Genomic DNA, 19214 nt, shown 5'->3' with positions numbered 1-19214 from the left:
TTCTATTTATTCGTCCTAATCACTTCAAAATCTCTTCTCGTAAGATGCTCAGCTTGTACACCTTTAACGCAAGCCTTTATCTCTACAGGTTTGACGAGAGAAAACATCTCGAAGTCACGCTCTATACTATCAAAAATAGCATTGCAAATCTCATTAATACTTTCACCAAACTTTACTATAATATAGAAAAATATGTAAGTCCCATCAGCCACCTCGTGAATCTCAATAGAAGAAAGCAGCTCATTTATGCCGGAAAAGAATCCTTTTTTTAAGGGTTTTCCTGTATGGCTACATGGGAATACAATATCTTCATATTTAAGTAATTCATCAAGGACAAGTTTATTCATAACTTGTTTACTGATGTTTATAGCTCCATAATGAGATTTATTAAGCACCTGCATGATATCCTCCGCATCGCATTAACTACCATTTCTTCCGTGAATCTATATTTAAGATTATATCCGATTATTTAATTAATAGCGATTATATCTCGATTATATTCAATAAAAAAAGCCTTAAACGGCTAGCCGTTTAAGACAAGAAATCGGGTATATAGACTAAATGGCACGGTCTACTTTGCCAGATCTCAGGCAACTCGTGCAAACGTTTGCCTTTCTGACCGTACCGTTCTCGCTAATCCTTACAGACTGAATATTAGCATTCCACTTTCTCTTCGAATGTCTGTTAGAATGAGAAACAGCGTTTCCCGAAGTCTGACCCTTACCGCAAACTTCACATTTTCTGGACATTTGCCGCACCTCCTTGCAGTTAATATAGTTGCATTCACTAGTAACGCGATGAAAATTATAACACAACAATTGCACTAGGTGCAAGGGTTTTGTTATCATTTTTCTATTCATTTAATTATAACAATACTACTACCAAATTCAACTTTTATTTTATCTATGTTTATAAGATAAATTTAGAAAATAATTAAGTATCATAATAGTAGATTTTCTTGTTCTAATCTTCACACTTACTCTGTATAATGAAATCTATATAAGATATAAAAAACTGAAAGGATTTCCATGCGTAATTCTAATAAAAAAACCACAGCTATTGTGCTCGTAATTGTTTTAGCATTTGTCGGCATTATCGCATATTATAAAATGACGAAGACTCGACTTGTTAATAAGGAAAACTACATGAGTTTTCGCGAGCAGCTCTTATCAAAATCAAAAGATTTTAAATCTAATGCTGAACTGCAGAAATTTATCGAAAGTGAAACCGCTAAAGATAAGGTCTTATTTATAACCGATGAACACGGTAATATAATTATCACCAAGACAGCATCAGATGTCACAGCTCCTGCAACCGTTGTTATCGCTGATTATAATTATAAGACTGCGGCTATTGATGCTGACTCACTCGCTACACTCCATGAAGTATCGACATCCAAGACAAATGGAGGCAGTGTAATAGCAATCTTTATGAATAACGAAAACAATGATCATGTCGGAGCAAAGAATATAAACAAATCATATATTCCAACTAATTCTAATGTTATATATGTTAGCGGCGGAAAGAAACTATATATATCAAATAATTCGTTTGCAAGTGGCATGAGTGACATATCAATCCCATATACCACAGAAGCGAGAACACAGAACACTGGTATCAAAATTAAGATTACTGGCATCAAAACCGATGTTCCTAGCTCATACATCTCACAACAACCAGATGTATTTGATGTATTTAGTTCCATAGTATCTAAATATAAAAACAAATCTGTATCATACCAGATTGCTGATATGAAGGTTGGAAATAACGGCAATATGTATCCTAGTTCTCTTGAATTTACACTTCTTGTAGATTCATACAACCTAGATGATACAAAGGAGTACTTTGACGGCCAAGTTGAGAAATTCATGAAGGCAAACAAGAAGTATTTTCCAGATGCTAAGATGACCTATTCTATCATCACAGATGAATCAAAGTTACCCGATACGGCAATATCTCAAAGCACGATTGAGTATTTAACAACTTATCTTTATATAGATAAAAATAGCAATTATAGGTTCAGTGACGAGGATAAGATTCCTCATAAGTATTCAAAGGGTGATGTATATGCGACAAATACAATGGAAGAACTATATGTAGAAGGTGATATTATGCATCTTAAAATGAATACGACAGGTGTTACAAATGCATATCGTGACCAAATAATGAAGGATAATGCCTCGGCAGCATCACTATCTGGTTTAGAAATTAAGACCTATGACCTATATGATGCATATGAAAATAAAGACCAAAAGCTTTCTAGTGCTCTCAGCTCTATTTACTCAAATGTAAATGATAAAGCAGCACAGACAATCGCTATTCCAATTGACAGGGACCAAAAATTTACAACCATGTCACTGCTTAAGAGTGTTCAGTCCGAAGCTAATATTACTCATATTAACCTAAATGACGATGATCCAGATGCAGGTATAAAGGTAACGAATACTATACTGAACTATGTAAATTCTTATACAAAATCTGGGTTAATAAATTTTTAAAATGCATTTTATTAGCATGTAATAGACTGTAATTTTAAACAATTCTATTAAAAAAAACAATTTAACGCTTCTGCCCTATTTGATGAATTTCAGATAGAATAGAGGCGTTTTTATATAATAATTTAATTTAAGCCTCTATTAATATTTTTCATACGAATATATGTGATATAATGATATGAATTATATAATGTAATAATCTGCTTTATATTTATTATTTATAACTGGAGGGTTTCTAATGAAGTCTGATAATGACAAGATTTCTAATAAAGAACGTGAAATAGATGAATTTCTATCTAAGTTCGAAGCGCTTGATAGCGATGATGCGTCACAGGCATCTGCTAATGCCGAAGATGTATCGTCTAATAAAGGCGGCAAAAGAAACAAAAAAAATAAATCTAAAACCAAAGGCTCTAAAAACAATAGAGGTTCTTTTCTTACACGATTAATTAAGGGAAATGGCGAGCCTCTCAAAGATAGGCTGTTTCTTAAGGAAAATCCCTACTATAACAAAAGTCTCGGCGCATCGGTAGTTGTCAATGGAAAAAAAGTAAAAAATACACCGAAAGTTTTAAGCAAAGGAAAAATTGCGAAGGATCTTATAATTTTATTTGCCATCTTGTTTGTGATTGCAGTCCTTTATACATTCGTTGTAATCAGTACTGCTCCTAAGATAGATCCCGAGAATATCTATGATTCGGTAGCCCAAAGCTCGGTAATCTATGATGATCAAGACAAAAAGGTTTCAACTGTCTTTTACAACCAAGACAGACAGCTCATATCTTATAAAGATATGCCAAAAAATATGATTAACGCCTTTGTAGCACTAGAGGACAAGACTTTCTGGAAGCACCACGGGTTCAACTGGACAAGAATGGCGGGAGCCGTAGTTCAGTCATTTACAGGATCTGGTCATATAAGTGGTACAAGTACTATAACGCAGCAACTTGCACGTAATGTATACCTGCCAAAGATTAAGAGTCAGCGAAGCATTAAGCGTAAAATCCTCGAGATGTACTATGCTAGTCAGATTGAAAGATCTTTATCGAAGAAACAAATCATCGAGGCGTATCTTAATACAATTTACCTAGGTTTTGGAAGTTATGGTGTATATTCAGCATCGCATGCTTACTTCTCTAAGGATCCTAAGGATTTAACTCTCGATGAGTGTGCAGCGCTTGCCGCCTTGCCTCAGGCGCCTGATACTTATGCGCTAGTTAAACTCGTGGGTAAAGATTCTGTAACCGAAGGAAATACCAACATAATCCTTCGTAACCCAGATACTTATATAGCTAATGACACATCTAAAAATCGTCGTGACACCGCCCTTAAGCTGATGCATGAACAAGGCTATATAACAGATAAAGAATTTAAAGCAGCTTATAATAAAGACTTAATTAACTTTATCAACCCATCTGTTAAAAGTAACAAGAGCGTTAATTCATATTTCAATGAATACGTAATTGATGAAGTATCTCATGACCTACAGAAGAAATATAATATTTCACCAGAAGAAGCTGAGAGGATGATTTATACTGGAGGACTTCAGATACACTCCACTATGGATTCTACAGCACAAAGTGTAATAACCAAGGAATTTGAAACGGGATCTAACTTCCCTTCCCTAGTAAGTATCCGCAAGGATTCTTCTGGCAATGTGATAGGTGCAAACGGAACCATATTATTATATGACTATAACGATAGCTTTAACTCTGATGGTGATTTCACACTAAAGAGTGACGAAGTAACTATTAATAAAGATGGTTCAGTTACTATTAAACGCAACAAAAGGCTAAATATATTCACTACAAAGGCTGGTGGAAAAGTAAATTATAGCCTTGAGTTCAAGAAACAATATGTTCAAGAAAACGGCACATTCTACATATATTCAGGTGGATTTATAAATGTGCCTAGCAAGTATAAGAAATTAGATAGCGACGACAATCTGGTTATTGATAAGAGTTATTTCAAGGACTTCCCTAAGGCTATGGTAAAGTCTGGAAACACATTGATCATTAAACCAGACGCATACTCTTTAAATGAAAAGACTATTCAGCCACAAGCGGCAATGGTTGTAGTAGAAGTCGGAAGCGGTAAGATAAAGGCTATGGTTGGTGGTCGTGGTCAATCCGGCAGCAGACTGTATAACCGAGCACTTAACCCAAGGCAGGCCGGTTCATCAATAAAGCCACTTTCAGTATACGGTGCAGCACTCCAGAAGAGTTTTGACTATGCCGAGAAAGGTGAAACATGGCCGTTTGTCGACTACAAGCATGATAAGCAAGGAGTTAAGAGCTACGGTAGCTATCTAACTGCCTCATCCACTATTGTCGATGAACAGATGACATTTAACGGAAAGGTATGGCCTAAAAATGCAAGTAACAGCTTCACAGGTCCAGTAACCATGCGTAAAGGATTGCAGCAATCTATCAACACTGTCGCTGTCAAGATTCAGCTCCAGGTTGGGAATGAATATTCTGCAGACATGCTAAAGAAGTTTGGATTAACCACAATTGTTACTAAAGGCGATACCAGTGATATGAACTCAGCGGCTCTTGCTCTTGGCGGTCTTACAAATGGTGTAATCCCTCTCGAGATGGCTCAGGCTTATGCTACCTTCCCAAACGGTGGTGTGCGTCAGTCCTCTATAGCTTACACTAAAGTTACAGATAGGCACGGGAAGGTTCTGCTAAAGAGCAAGTCAAAGAAAACGAAAGTTATGGATGAAGGAGTTGCTTTCATCATGACTGATATGCTTAGAACGGTAGTATCGAATGGTATTGCCGGAGCAGCATCTATAAGTGGTGTTCAGGCCGGAGGTAAAACCGGTACTACTAACAGTAATTATGATATTTGGTTCGATGGGTTTACACCTAATTACGCAGCTTCACTGTGGATTGGTACAGATGTTAATATAAAGCTTTCATCCATGTCTGGTATGGCCGCAAGACTATGGGGTAGAATTATGAATCAGGTGCCTAACGCTAAGAATGGCAAGTATAAATCAATGCCAAACGATGTCGTAAAGGTAGGAAGTGAATACTACACTAAGGGTACAGAAAAAGGTCGTTCCACGTATGTGCAACCTAAACCTACTCCTCAGCAGAATCAATATGAAGAGGATGATGATACCGATGATGATACCAGCCAGTCAACATCAAATACTAATTCTGGACCTACCATCCCTGGTGCATAAAGCTTGACTGGATTAGTTGTTGAAATTTTATAATAACGGAATAATTGCTTAATAAAAAACAGCTCCGCAAACACTGCGAAGCTGTTTTTTCTATACATAGAAGCAACTTTATCCTCACCTTTTATATTAATAATGTCGTTACAAATTCTATCTATTTTCTAAAATATTTATTGATGTAACAAAAATTTTTAATAATTAAAATTATATCAATATCTCTGTATTGCTTGAAATAAAAGGCTTTTGCCATACGCAGTGAAAAAGTGTCGAATTTGTGATGATGAAGTCATATTGACAACACAATATACCAATTCTATAATCAAATTGTACTTGTAATAGGACTTTGATTATTCTATGTATGGAGGTTATTTAACATGGAACAGGAAAACAACAAAGGTCAATTTAATTCCAATTTTGGATTTTTGATGGCTGCACTTGGTTCCGCTGTAGGTCTTGGTAACCTATGGTCCTTCCCTTATAAGCTAGGACTTGGCGGCGGATTCGCATTCCTAATTATTTACACAATTCTTGCTATCGTAGTAGGATATCCTCTGATGCTATCCGAGATTGCTCTTGGACGTAAGACTCAGAAGGCTGCTATCGAAGCGTACAAAGAGGCTGATCACAGATTTAAGTTCAACGGTGTTCTTCAGACTATCGTTCCTTGGTTCCTAATCTGCTTCTACTGCACATTTGGTGGATACATCACTAAATACTTATTTGAGTCAATTCAGGCTCTATTCATGAAGAATTCAGTTCTCAACACTGGAGATCCTGGTGCTCTATTCGGCGGCATGATCGGAAATGTTGGAAACTCTGTAGCATGGATGACTGGATTCCTTCTACTCACTATGGTAATCGTATTCGGAGGAGTATCAGGAGGTATCGAGAAGTTCTGTAAAATCGCTATGCCTGCACTATTCTTCCTACTAATAGCTGTAGTTATAAGATCTTGCACACTTCCTGGGGCTGGTCCTGGACTTAAGTTCCTCTTCTACCCTGATTTAACAATGTGGAAGACTGACTTCTTCGAAGTAGTAAGACTTGCTGGTGGACAGATGTTCTTCTCACTGTCACTTGCTTCTGGCTGTATCATCGCTTACGGTTCATACCTCGGCAAGAAGGAGAACCTCGAGTCTAACGCTGCTATCATCACAGCAGGTGACTCCATAGTAGCTGTTCTCGCAGGAATGGCTATCATGCCAGCTGTATTCGCATTCGGTCTAAAGCCAAGCGGTGGCCCTGGACTACTGTTCGTTTCGATGACTACTGTATTCCAGTCGATGGGTACTACTGGAAAGTTCTTCCAGCTAGCATTCTGGCTACTAGTATTCTTCGCAGCTCTATCTTCCTCAATCGGAATGATGGAAGCTGGTATCTCTGCAATCCTAGACTCCAGAGTTAAGGCTGGTAAGCCTGCAAGCAGAGTTAAGGTTTCGATTATCATGGCACTTGCAGCATTCGTCGGAAACTTCCTAACTACTGCTGACAGCCTAGGCGGAAACCCTAAGATGAACTGGTTCCACCTATTCGGACAGGCTGACGTTCTCAGCGTATGGGATTGTCTAGCTGAAGGTATCTTGATGCCACTGACAGGTCTCATCATGGCTATCCTACTTGGATGGGTTGTGCCTCACTCACTCGATGAAGAAATCGAAAACGGTGGAGCTCGTACATTCAAGACTAGAGGTTTCTACAATTTCTGCATCAGATGGATTGGACCTCTCTTCATGGCTATGATTGTATATGGACAGTTCAAGGATTTCTTTGGTGCAAAATAAGATTATAATCTCGTAAAGAGATAATAAATTATATGATCAAAGTCTCGAAGACCCTCCCGATTGGGAGGGTCTTTAATTTCTTTTATTTATGACAAAACTAAAAGCCGCACAAATCATGCGGCTCAAATTCAGTAACCTTGCTTATAAAATTCTTTCACGTAGTCACTCTAATATTCTGTCAACAAATGATGCGAACACCTTCTCATACTCATCTGGATTTACAACAAACGAACACACATGCCCTGCTTCTTCTACTATAAGTAATTCTTTAATATCTGACTTACATAATTCGTATAGTCTTGATGAATTATCAGGTAGTACATATCTATCGTCTTTTCCGTGTACAAACATGACTGGAAGCTTTATATATGCCATAGATGTAATCGGAGATGCGTCACTAGCATTGGCTTTTGCTCGAAGACGCATATTTGCCTTAAATAGACCTATTACTATCTTTTTAGTAATATTACTCCTCTTTCCCAATAAATACTCTATCTGGCCGATTATATTGTCATATGGGCTATCTGCTATGCAGCAGATTATATTAGGTTTGCTATTATCATCTACAAGGTTATCATATATGCCCGCAGCTATTAAAACCGTAGCCGCTCCCATTGATACTCCGTGTAAAATTATCGGAATATCAGGTGCATATATCTTGCGTACAATATCGACCCAATTAAGGATATCATAGGACTCCTTTGCACCAAAAGTTAGATATTCGCCTTCTGAATCAAAGTGGCTCCTCTGAGAAATGATTAGATAATCAAATCCGTTCCTTGAATACATATCAGCGAATCTGCCCATATCTCTTAGACCTCCGCTATGGAAGCCGTGAACAGCAATTACAACAGCCCTGGGCTTATTTTTTTGCTTCTTATAGAGCCGTCCCTTGAGCACTAGTCCATCTCTAGATTTGATATGAACCAGTATTGGATCTTTGAGAGCCTCGCCGTTAAGTGCTTCTTCATACTGAAGCAAATAAGCTCTGTCTCTAGGTTTACAGTTGTCAGATGTTATATTGAGAGCTCTGTCGCTCCTTTTCATAAATTCAAAAATAGCATTACCTCCTATTTAAGAGGGAGCTTTAGCAAATCCCCGGACTTCTTTTTTTACATTACTGGTAATAATAATTATTACTTCGCATATTTTAACTTAATTTTAAATATTTGCAATAAGAGATTTATATATCTTACTTATGAAGCTCATTACAGTATTATGGCACAATAATACCCTCATCGCTCAAATTGAGCAATGAGGGCAATTATTAATGAAGTTGTTTTAAAAGTAAATTAATTAGCTTTCTTTCCACGTCTATAGCCCAATAGCCCAAGCGCCGAAGCAGCTGTCCCAAGCATCAATGTATATAGCGCTAGATGGCTATCATCACCTGTTCTAGGTGAAATATGTTTCTTTGGAACAGAAGGCTTTTTAGGTGCTGGTGTTGTCGTCGATGGAGGATTTTCTTTCTCATTTGTAACAGTAAATCCATCCTCAGCATTTCCCTTATAAATAACCTTATATGATTTACCACCGAACTTAATTAGATTTCCATCTTCACCTACTTCTTTTACAGTATATTTAATCTCTTTATTGCTATTGTTGTATTTCTGTAGGTTTGCAAATACGTGTTTCCAGTTGTTCGCTTCGTTAAGCTCTACCTCACCAACTTCTGAACCATCTGCAAACAGTTTAACCTTTGCACTATCCGCAGCCTCACCTACCCACTTCTTCTCTACAGGAATGGAAATTTTATCAGTTGAGGTATTTGTTATAATAAATCCTTCGTTTTGATCGCCAGTAATATCCGTGTCATATCCGGCAACATTTACTTCCTTCACGTAGTATTTATAGATAACTGGATTTTCGCCATCTTCTATATAGAATTCATACATATCCTTAAATGTATGCTTCCAATTATTAGAATCGTTAAGCACTGCAGAATCTACTTCTTCGTCTATAGTAGTTGTTACATTCCTGTTAAGATTATAGTCATACTTTGTAACCTTGCAGGTCCTATAAAGCTTAACTTCCACTGGACCGCTCTTCTTACCTACCCATTTCTTCTCTACGGGAATGTCTATTATGGATTTATTGATCACTACATCGATAACACTAGTATGAAGATATTCTGTCTTATAGCCGAGTACAGGTGTTTCCTCAATTGTATATTGTATCTCGTGATTATCTCTCTCATCATACCTTGGAAGATTTTCAAATTTGCCAGTCCAATCCATATCCTTTGTTAGCTGCATTGTATCAACTACTCTGCCGTCAGCTAAAAGCTTAACTGTGATAGAATCGGGAACTGCAACCTTTGATTTACTTCTGTCATCAGGTTGCTCTCCATCATCAGAAGAATTGACAGGGTCATCGTAATTTTCATCTTCTGTATTTGAATCAGCAGCAAGGCTTGTATCCAAGGAATAGCTCATAGCATCATCAAAGGCACTCAAAACATTTGTCACGAAAAACATAGTAGGCGGAGCCGCAGGACTTGGTGTACCTGGAATTACAATATTAGGTATCATGTTCCACGACTTACCGACAGTTATATCAATCATTGAAAAATTTTTAATAACAAAACCAGTAGCCGCATCACCTGAAATCGTCGTCTTATATTTGAAGCTTCCGTATGTAGTTATATTAGGCTGAGTTACAGTGTACTTAATCTCATCACCATTTTCATCATACTTAGGCATATTTCTAAAGGTATGCTCCCAGTGTTTCTGATAGTCTAGATAAACAGTCTGCTTTCTAACACCGTTAGCCCACAGTGTAACATCAACTGGAACTCTATCTCTACCCGTCCACTCTACCTTAAGAGGGATATCAATTTTTTCATTTGATACACCAGGAGATACGCCGTTAGCTACACCGCTACCCGCCGTTGCTACAACTCCAGCTGTAGAACTAGTTGCTGGTTGCGTCTCATTTGTTGCCGCATAGACAGAAATTCCTGCTACCATAAACAGAACAAAAGAAAATAGCACAGCCATAACTCTTTTTAGTCCTCTAGAATTCATTCAATCTCTCCTTCTACGTCTTCCTTCTTTAGTGAATTATACATACTAAATCAATTTTTAACAATTATACTAAAATTATAACTGTAAGTCTACTTTTATAGTCCAATATTTTTAATTAATATTACAAAATGCAATTGTGCTATAACAACTATAATTGTAATTTTTCCCCAGCAAACGTTAACATCAATTAAGCAAATCTCTAGATTTTTTGATATAATGTATTGGTTATTGAGAAAAGGAGTTTAAAATGACTGTAATTTTGCAAGCGATTTTCTTTGGTATTGTTGAAGGCATTACAGAATGGCTACCAGTTTCTAGTACTGGTCATATGATTCTTGTTAACGAGATTTGGCCTATGCAAGTCAATAAGGATTTTATGAGTATGTTCTTGGTTGTGATTCAGCTTGGGGCGATTCTAGCCGTAGTAATAACATTTTGGAATGACATATGGCCTTTTACATCAGACAAATCCCAAAAATATATCCGCAAGGATGTTTGGTCTATGTGGTTCAAAGTCATCGTGGCATGTATACCAGCTGTAATCGTCGGTCTCAAGTGGGATGATGCGATTGAAGAGCATTTTTACAACTACAAGGTAGTAGCAATAATGCTCATATTAATAGGTGTTCTCTTTATCATTGCTGAGAACCGCAATAAGCATCTAAAGCCTACTACTAATTCGCTGGATGAACTGACATATAAACAGGCGTTTATCATCGGATTATTTCAACTCGTGGCAGCTGTATTTCCTGGTACATCACGCTCGGGATCTACAATTCTCGGTGCACTAGTTATAGGTGTTAACCGTAAAACTGCAGCGCAGTTCACATTCTTCATGGCAATTCCTGTAATGTTTGGAGCTAGCCTACTAAAGCTTCTAAAATACGGATTCGATTTTGGAGGAAACGAACTGATAGTTCTGCTTGTCGGAATGATAGTAGCATTTGTAGTATCGTTATTTATCATCAAAATGCTCATGAACTACATTAAGAAGCATGATTTCAAGGTGTTCGGTTACTACAGAATAGTGCTGGGAATCGTTGTACTACTATATTTTTTGTTTAACTAGCATTTGATTTAAATCAACACTAAAAAATCCACACGCAAGCGATATACCAAGGTTATGGAATATTCAGCACCGTGTGGATTTTATATTATTTTCTCAATGTATTATTTAATTGTCTAAGAATGACGTTATTGTCCTATAAAAATTTGGATAAGTTTCTTTTAGATATTTAGCATTCACTACCCAGTTTATAAGTAAGAGTTCCAATACCTGGGCAAAATCACTATTTAGCTCCGTCAAATCATCTGGTGTGAGCTTAACGTAATTGCCTCGTAATCTAAATTCATCCATTAGGTGTAGCAGTTCCCACAACAGGTCAGAGAAACACTCGTGGTCATATAGCATAGGATTTGAAGAAAGAATCAAGATATCTGTCTTCGATGCTATGATTATATCGCTGATTACTGTATACATCCCCATATTAGCATTGACCGTAAGTCCGCTACTCTTAATAGCGGTGATTTTATCAGATTCAGGTAGCTCTGTGGCATTTATTGTGTACAGTAGTTCTTCATCTATATTAGATATAAGTGCAAGCATACTCATAAGCTCGAAACCTATATCGCTAAAAAATGTGCTCGTTAGCATTCGCGTCTTTTTACGACTGTCGCGTTTATTATTTATATCAAGGAGTTCACCGACAACAACTGTTGTAATTGCAATGCTTATAGGTATGAATGCCATATCTTGGAATATATAGAACTCTGTATTTCTCACATCTTTAAATATGAAAATCTGCATTCCATATATACAAGCAGATATTGCGAGCAGTACTGATATGATGATGACATTTTTCTTATTTAACATATTGTTCCTCCCTGCTTGTAGTATCCAATGAGCGACTATACCTGCGCCAGAACTAATCCTTTCTATACTAACTTATCATATAAATTGTTCGTTTTCTCTTTTACAGTGGGATTTTTTGATAAAAATTCACTTAAAGCGCTATTAAATTTCTTGTAGTTCCAACGTGCAACGGTGTGCTTTCCAGGAATAAATTCAAGCTGGGCATCTGGTATGTGCTCAGCAATAAACTTTGTGTGACTTCCGTACATTAGGTCAAATGTACCCGCAATAACAAGAGTTTTAGATTTTATCCCCTTCAGCTCATCGGCACTTACTACTGGTTCATTCTTCATTAATTTAAGTCTCTCAGCTCTAAGCCTCCTCTTTTCAAGGCTTACGCTAAAAGTAGCGTTGATGAGTTCGAGCAGCTCAATTCCAATACGAACAGTGAATCTAAGGGCTCTATACCTGATATTCGCTCCGTTAAGTATGAGCTTATCAACACGTTCTGGATGATCTATAGCGAAACGAATTGCGACATTTGCTCCATCAGAGAAACCAAGGATATGTGCTTTCTTAATATCATGCATATCCATAAATATACGTAGATCTTCAGAGAATTGCAAAATTGTAAGAGGCTTGTCACCACGCGGAGTCCTCCCGTGACCTCTCGAATCAACAGCTATAACCCTATATTTAGTTGAAAAATAGTTAATCTGGTGATAAAAGTAGCTGCTATCTAAACCATTTCCATGGAGCATAATCAGCACTTCCCCCTCACCTTTTTCTATATAGTTATGCTTAATCATGATATTTACATTGTATCAAACTAATTATGTTTTTGAATATCATTTCAGTGAATTTTTTTAACAAAATTAGATCTGTATTCACATTTGGCTCAATCAAACGACAAGTGAACTCTACCAGAAGTATTGATGGTGCGTTATAATTACTATATGAAGAATAAGTATTTGATAAGAATGGCCATCTCGATGGTGGGTTCGGTCATTTTATTTATGTTTGTCGTTAATAATTCCTGGATGTATAAATCTCCAGTCGCTAAAGTCCTTGCTGTACACAACAATGGTAATAAGCAGTCTATTGAACTGCGCCTTGAAAATGGCAGTGATAAAGGAAAGACTGTCTATGTAAAAAATAAGTACGATAAATCGCAGGTCTACGACGAGAGATATTTTAAGCATGACTACGTATTTCTTAATGATGAATACACAGGGATAACCGGAATAAAAAGAGATTATTGGGTTGCTGCCATATTTTTGTTTTTGCTTTCGTCGCTGATCACAATTGGAGGAAAAAGAGGCACTTACACATCCTTATGTATACTCGGAAACATCGCGCTTTTTGGCATTATTATCTATATGAATATGCGAGGCGTCGATATTCTCTATATGACAATTGCAGGTACTGTGGTATTTACATTCTTCGTACTACTTGTGGTAGACGGATTATCCCACAGGATGATGCTTTCCTCTGCCGCAGCATTACTAACTACCTTGCTACTCTCTAGTCTTGTCATGCTTCTGATATGGAATACCGATATTGATTATGATTTTCTTCACTTCTTGCCTGAGCCATTCACAACTACAGATGCAAATCATTTTTTCCTCGCTCAGATAATAATCGGTTGTCTAGGAGCTGTAATTGATGTATCAGTTACTATTACGGCTGCTTGCATGGAGCTCATCGAGAGAACACCTAGTATCAGCAATAAATCACTTTTACGGTCAGTGCGAGAGGTTGCAGATGATATAAATGGAACCATGATAAGTGTCGTTCTTCTAACGAATATCGCCTCTACCCTTCCGATATTCTTGATTTCGATGTCCAATGAAATAAGTTTTAGAACGGTAGTAAGCCACGACGCATATTTTTATATAGTTCGTTCACTTACCGGAATGCTCTCTATAGTTGTTGCCATACTCGTCTCAACATTCATCACCTCTCTTGTAGCTAGAAAGGAGCTTAAACATGATTAAAGTTCTTATCATTGTATTTGTACTCCTCTCTCTCTTTGCAGGAGGTGATCGCACTGCCAAATCACTTATGACAACTGCAATTAATGTAACAATATTCGCCGTGCTCATAGAACTCATCTATCTTGGATTCAACATCGTGTTTACAACGGCCATCGCTGCTATTCTTATCACTGCTACGACAATATTTTACCAGAATGAGAACAATATCAAGACAGTTTCTGCATTTATTTCAGTTGTTATAGTTCTTGTTCTGTCCTCATTTTTTATAGCTTTTATCATAACGCATGCTCATCTTCAGGGTTTTGGAATAGTCGGTGATGTCAAAATACAACCTTCAAATGGATACGAGGAAGACATCGGAATTAATATGAAATTAGTTCAGGTAGCAGTCTTTATAGTTATTCTTATTGGTGGATTGATAGATACTGCCGTAGCAATATGTTCAGGGACTTATGAGATTATAAGGCATAATCCGAATGCAAACCGTTCAGAAATCATTGAGTCAGGTATGAACATCGGTTGCAAGATACTAAGCTCTAATGTTAATACACTATTTTTTATATTTGCAGGAGAGTTCATGATTATGTGCATCAGTTTCCTAAAATTCTACTCTTGGGGCACATTAATCAACTCTAAAGATTTTACCCAAGAGCTCATTGCAATTATGATCAGCGCAATAGGAACGGTTGTAATAATCCCTATTTCTTCATATGTTGCTTCTCGGTTCATGTGCAATGTGAACGAAGTTGATTAACAAGTGCATGTATTTACATTTATTAACACACATGTAAAATATGTATATGGAGACTAAGATTAAGCGTAACAAAATCCAATTATCAGACCATTTCACTTATTTTAAGCTGATAAGATTCGTCCTTCCTTCTATAGGTATGATGGTATTCACTTCAGTTTATGGAATAGTAGATGGTCTTTTTGTGTCCAATGTTGTAGGAAAGACGGCTTTCGCTTCTATAAATCTCGTCATGCCAGTCGAAATGATTGTAGGTGCGATAGGATTCATGATTGGTACTGGTGGAGCGGCACTTGTTGCTAAGACTCTCGGGGAACAGCAAAGAGAACGCGCAAATCAATATTTCTCTATGCTTATAGGCGCTACCACTATAGCCGGAATTTTTATATGTATCTTAGCTTATGTGTTTATGGAGAATATATGTTTAGCACTCGGTGCTGACTCTAACATGATAAGTGACTGCGTTACATATGGAAGAATAAGCATGTACTTTAATGTATTCTTCATGCTACAAAACTGCTTTCAGGATTTTCTAATCGTTGCTGAAAAGCCTCATCTTGGACTTCTATGCACTGTAATCGCGGGACTCTCTAATATCGTGCTTGACGCACTATTTATATACGTTTTGGGCTGGGGTGTTGCAGGTGCTGCTATCGCTACAGGTATTAGCGAAGCTGTAGGTGCGATCATCCCTATAATTTACTTCATCAAACCTAACTCCAGTCTTTTGAGTCTCGTAAGATGCAAACTTGAAATTAAGCCTATCCTTAAAGCTTGTGGCAACGGAATTTCGGAGATGGTTACGAGCATCACTTCATCATTTGTAAGTATGTTTTATAATGTACAGCTAATAAAATACATAGGCTCTGATGGCGTTGCTGCATATGGCGTTCTAATGTACGTGTTATTTATATTTGCAGCGATTTACATCGGTTACTCTATGGGCTGTGCTCCTATCATTGGTTATCATTATGGTGCTAAAAATCCAAGTGAATTACGAAATATACTTAATAAGAGCATCAAGCTATTAACGTTCACAGGATTCGTAATGCTGATCGTCGGAGAGGTATTTGCCAGACCACTTTCAAGCTTATTTGTTGGTTACGATGTTACGCTAACGAATATGACTGTTCATGCTATGAGAATTACCACTATATGCTTTGTGATTCTTGGCATCAATGTGTTTACTTCGTCATTCTTTACCGCACTAAGTAACGGATGGCTATCAGCGATAATATCGTTCCTTAGAACTTTCGTATTTAAGCTTTCGTTTGTGATTTTCTTACCTGTGATAATGGGGATTGAAGGTATCTGGTGGTCAAATCCACTTTCAGAAATCGTAGCATTTATAATTTCAGTCGTTTCCTTATCATTAATGCGTAAACGATACGACTATTAGATTTAAAATTAAGTTGAATAAATAACAATCCTGGTCTACAGAATACTGTACGACCAGGATTGTTTTAGTTTAGATAATATAGTTAAGCATATCATCTATAATTTACTTTGAGTGTTAGTAGCGTATTCTCTACTTCTCGTTGCTCTTTCTTCTAGCATAAACTGTAACAGCAGCGAGCATTGTAGCAACAAGCATACTTAGTGAGTATAAAATTACTGAGCTTGAGTCACCAGTCTTAACTACTCTGCTAGTTGACTTTCCGTGCTTTGTAGCCTTTGCAACATGGCTTGGATTTGACCTGTGAGCAGAAGCATTATTAATTGCTGATGAGTTTGCTGGCTTCTTATTTGCAAAGAAGAAGTTCGAGAAATGATCAGCTTCAAACTCAATCTTCTTTCCATCGATAATCTTGAAGTCCTTGATTTCCTCAAGCTGCTTATTTCCCTTGTCGTGGAGGATAACAAGCTTTTCAGGATCTACCTTCTTAAGCTCAAGCTGAACTTTTACCTTCTTACCAGCCTCTGGCTGAACCTTGTTGTCTGAGCCATCTCTTAGAGAAATATCATACGCCTCATAATCATAATCGTTTAGATTATATCCAGCAACGTTATAACCGAGGAAGATTTTCTTAATAGCATGTTCAGAATCAATCTTTTTAACCTCAATATCCTTGGTACCAGGAGCAACAATCATTTCCTTTACGCTTGGATGTCTATCTGATTTAAGTTCGATAGTATAGATACCAGCTGCACCTTTATTGAAGATTGGAGTCTCAGAACCGTCTTTACCCTTTAGCTTTCCATCGAAATTAACTGTGCCATCTGCATTAAAGATAGCCTTCATTAAATCACGGCCTTTAACTCTCTTTCCATCAATAAGAACTGTGCTGATTGATGATGCATAGTCTTCCTGTGAAAGACCTTCTGGAAGTGTCAGCTTATTATCTACTAGTTTAACTTCACCATCATGGTACTTAGATCTCAAATTGAAAGATGCTTCGATGTCAGCAAAGTTCTCATCTTCGTAAACAACTGTATATGTGCCCATTCCAGTTTTGTCTGTTTCCTTGATGGATATCTTGTTACCGGATACTGTGTAGTCCTTGCCCTGCTCAAGAGTATTTCTACCCTTGTAAATAGCTGCTATCCTATAGTTGCTTCCCTGAGGAGTCTTAACATCAGATGTTACAGTAACACCGTCCTTGAACTCAGCATCATTTATAGTAGCTCCATACTTTTCATCCAGAAGTGTCTTGCAAAGTACATTAGTGTTGATAACAAGATCAGCTTTATCTCTTACTAGATAGCGAATCTGAGTGATTCTCTTACCCTGTAGATCCTCGTGACGCTTATAATCAACTGTGTTACCGTGTGGTTCTACGAAACCCTTCTTTACAGCAAAAGAAAACTCATTTGGACGAAGCCAGATATTTTCAAGATGCTCCATACCATACTGTTTGCCATCACTAGTCTTAACAATAATTCCTTCGATTTCATCAACCTTAGGAATCTTCTTGGAATCAACGTTTACTAGGTAGTGGCCCCAAGCACGTCCAGTCTCAACTGTTACCTTTGCATCAGGATCGAGCACTTCCTGTGTGGTTGTAGCTGATAATGTTCCATCACCATTAAGAACCTTGTACTCATAGGAAGCAGCTGCAGGATTTTCGTTTGCCTTGAAATTCTTGACAAGGTTTAGTAGAGGGTTGTTGGAAGACTTGCCTTCTTTGATTGCCTTCATCGTCTCAACATATAGACTCTTTCTGATTGCAACATTAGCATCCTTTATGCCAAGGATTTCAACGCCGTTTTCCTTTTCCTCAAAGTAAGTAGTTGGGAATCTCTTTGACTTTACCTTTGTAGCACTTGTCACTGCATCGTACTGCCCTGCACCCCTCATGCTTGCAGCCTTATCTACAGCATTCAGATCCATACTCTGAATTCCATTCCTTAGATTGTTAAGCTCACCATAGTAGAAATCAGCATATGCTAGGTTGATCTTGCCGTATATATAATCATTATCGGCTATCGCATCTATGCCTGTCTTTGGATCTGTGTTATTTCCTGGTGTTGGGTTATTATTTCCAGGATTTGGATTAGGGTTTGGATTCTCATTGTTACCAGGATTTACAGGTGTGGTTCCGCTCTCCTTAGCTTCGGCATCCTGCATCATCTTAACAGCGATCCTCTTCGCTCCCTTGAGTGAATATGTCGCACCAGTATTAGAATCAACTAACCCGTTGACAGAACTTAACGTAGCTGGCTTACCAACAAGTGTTCCTAGCTGCATTCTTGTTAAATCCACATATCCTCTGTTCATTCGATCCATATTTGCAGCGGGAGTGCACTCTATAGACTTGATAACTCCATCTTTTACTTCCATCTTAAGACTGATATCGTAACCACTCCATATAGAATGCGGATCCTCAGTTACTCTACCGGAGCCCGTATATACTTTGTCCTTAGCAACCTGGTCACCTGTAACCGCGAAAGAGTTAGCGGCACCCATGCTGAACAACATACTGGACGTTAAGGCTGCGGTAAGAAGCTTCTTCGACCAATTTTTCTTCATCTACTTATTCCTCCTTAATGAATAAATACATGCAATGCAAAAGCGTGTTAAATAATACTGCTGGGTTAATAAAAGAAAATCAAGTTAGTTCACTTAAACTAACCCATGAAAAATTTTAACACCCTATCAGTAAAAAATCTACACATAAT

General features: G+C 37.5%; 14 protein-coding genes. 7 read left to right on the top strand and 7 right to left on the bottom strand.

Annotated features, from left to right (window positions below):
• Positions 1 to 2: 2 nt before the first annotated feature.
• Both Q7O90_RS01100 and rpmB read right to left on the bottom strand, forming a co-directional pair.
• The gene (locus tag Q7O90_RS01100; protein WP_304126418.1) at positions 3 to 401 is read right to left on the bottom strand and encodes an Asp23/Gls24 family envelope stress response protein; all 399 of its coding nucleotides are present in this window, start codon (positions 399 to 401) and stop codon (positions 3 to 5) included.
• 156 nt (positions 402 to 557) lie between these two features.
• Entirely contained in the window at positions 558 to 749 is a 192-nt protein-coding gene (gene rpmB / locus Q7O90_RS01095; protein WP_273068058.1) for a 50S ribosomal protein L28, read from the bottom strand.
• 396 nt (positions 750 to 1145) lie between these two features.
• Between rpmB and Q7O90_RS01090 the strand changes: the two genes are divergently transcribed.
• The 3 genes from Q7O90_RS01090 (at position 1146) to Q7O90_RS01080 (ending at position 7469) form a co-directional block, all read left to right on the top strand.
• The gene (locus tag Q7O90_RS01090; protein ID WP_304126414.1) at positions 1146 to 2498 is read left to right on the top strand and encodes a hypothetical protein; all 1353 of its coding nucleotides are present in this window, start codon (positions 1146 to 1148) and stop codon (positions 2496 to 2498) included.
• Between the two features lie 235 nt (positions 2499 to 2733).
• Entirely contained in the window at positions 2734 to 5691 is a 2958-nt protein-coding gene (locus tag Q7O90_RS01085) for a transglycosylase domain-containing protein (RefSeq protein WP_304126412.1), read from the top strand.
• Between the two features lie 371 nt (positions 5692 to 6062).
• The gene (locus Q7O90_RS01080; protein WP_304126409.1) at positions 6063 to 7469 is read left to right on the top strand and encodes a sodium-dependent transporter; all 1407 of its coding nucleotides are present in this window, start codon (positions 6063 to 6065) and stop codon (positions 7467 to 7469) included.
• Positions 7470 to 7631: 162 nt separating this feature from the next.
• Here the strand turns inward: Q7O90_RS01080 and Q7O90_RS01075 are convergent, their stop codons facing one another.
• A complete protein-coding gene (locus tag Q7O90_RS01075; protein WP_304126406.1) occupies positions 7632 to 8516 on the bottom strand; it encodes an alpha/beta hydrolase in 885 nt (294 codons plus the stop codon).
• A gap of 245 nt (positions 8517 to 8761) precedes the next feature.
• Complete coding sequence (locus tag Q7O90_RS01070; RefSeq protein WP_304126404.1) at positions 8762 to 10495, bottom strand: Cna B-type domain-containing protein; 1734 nt, start codon at positions 10493 to 10495, stop codon at positions 8762 to 8764.
• Positions 10496 to 10742: 247 nt separating this feature from the next.
• Between Q7O90_RS01070 and Q7O90_RS01065 the strand changes: the two genes are divergently transcribed.
• Positions 10743 to 11564, top strand: a complete 822-nt coding sequence (locus Q7O90_RS01065) for an undecaprenyl-diphosphate phosphatase (protein ID WP_304126401.1) — start codon at positions 10743 to 10745, stop codon at positions 11562 to 11564.
• Positions 11565 to 11669: 105 nt separating this feature from the next.
• Here the strand turns inward: Q7O90_RS01065 and Q7O90_RS01060 are convergent, their stop codons facing one another.
• Positions 11670 to 12368, bottom strand: a complete 699-nt coding sequence (locus Q7O90_RS01060) for a hypothetical protein (protein WP_304126399.1) — start codon at positions 12366 to 12368, stop codon at positions 11670 to 11672.
• A gap of 62 nt (positions 12369 to 12430) precedes the next feature.
• On the bottom strand, positions 12431 to 13108 hold the full coding sequence (locus Q7O90_RS01055; RefSeq protein ID WP_304126397.1) for an alpha/beta fold hydrolase: 678 nt from the start codon (positions 13106 to 13108) through the stop codon (positions 12431 to 12433).
• A gap of 174 nt (positions 13109 to 13282) precedes the next feature.
• On the opposite strand from Q7O90_RS01055, the gene Q7O90_RS01050 reads away from it, so the two are divergent.
• The 3 genes from Q7O90_RS01050 to Q7O90_RS01040 are packed head-to-tail and all read left to right on the top strand — an operon-like array spanning position 13283 to position 16494.
• A complete protein-coding gene (locus tag Q7O90_RS01050; RefSeq protein ID WP_304126394.1) occupies positions 13283 to 14344 on the top strand; it encodes a YibE/F family protein in 1062 nt (353 codons plus the stop codon).
• Entirely contained in the window at positions 14337 to 15098 is a 762-nt protein-coding gene (locus Q7O90_RS01045) for a YibE/F family protein (RefSeq protein ID WP_304126391.1), read from the top strand. The genes Q7O90_RS01050 and Q7O90_RS01045 overlap by 8 nt, the downstream gene beginning before the upstream one ends.
• Positions 15099 to 15144: 46 nt before the next feature.
• Positions 15145 to 16494: an MATE family efflux transporter gene (locus tag Q7O90_RS01040; protein WP_304126389.1), complete on the top strand. Its 1350-nt coding sequence runs from the start codon at positions 15145 to 15147 to the stop codon at positions 16492 to 16494.
• A 129-nt stretch (positions 16495 to 16623) separates the two neighbouring features.
• Here the strand turns inward: Q7O90_RS01040 and Q7O90_RS01035 are convergent, their stop codons facing one another.
• Positions 16624 to 19065, bottom strand: a complete 2442-nt coding sequence (locus Q7O90_RS01035) for a hypothetical protein (RefSeq protein ID WP_304126387.1) — start codon at positions 19063 to 19065, stop codon at positions 16624 to 16626.
• Positions 19066 to 19214 lie beyond the last annotated feature (149 nt).

Source organism: Mogibacterium diversum, from assembly GCF_938028775.1.
GTDB lineage: Bacteria > Bacillota > Clostridia > Peptostreptococcales > Anaerovoracaceae > Mogibacterium > Mogibacterium diversum_A.
The sequence above is the reverse complement of the archived record's forward strand: the minus strand, read 5'-3'. Positions and strand labels throughout refer to the sequence as shown.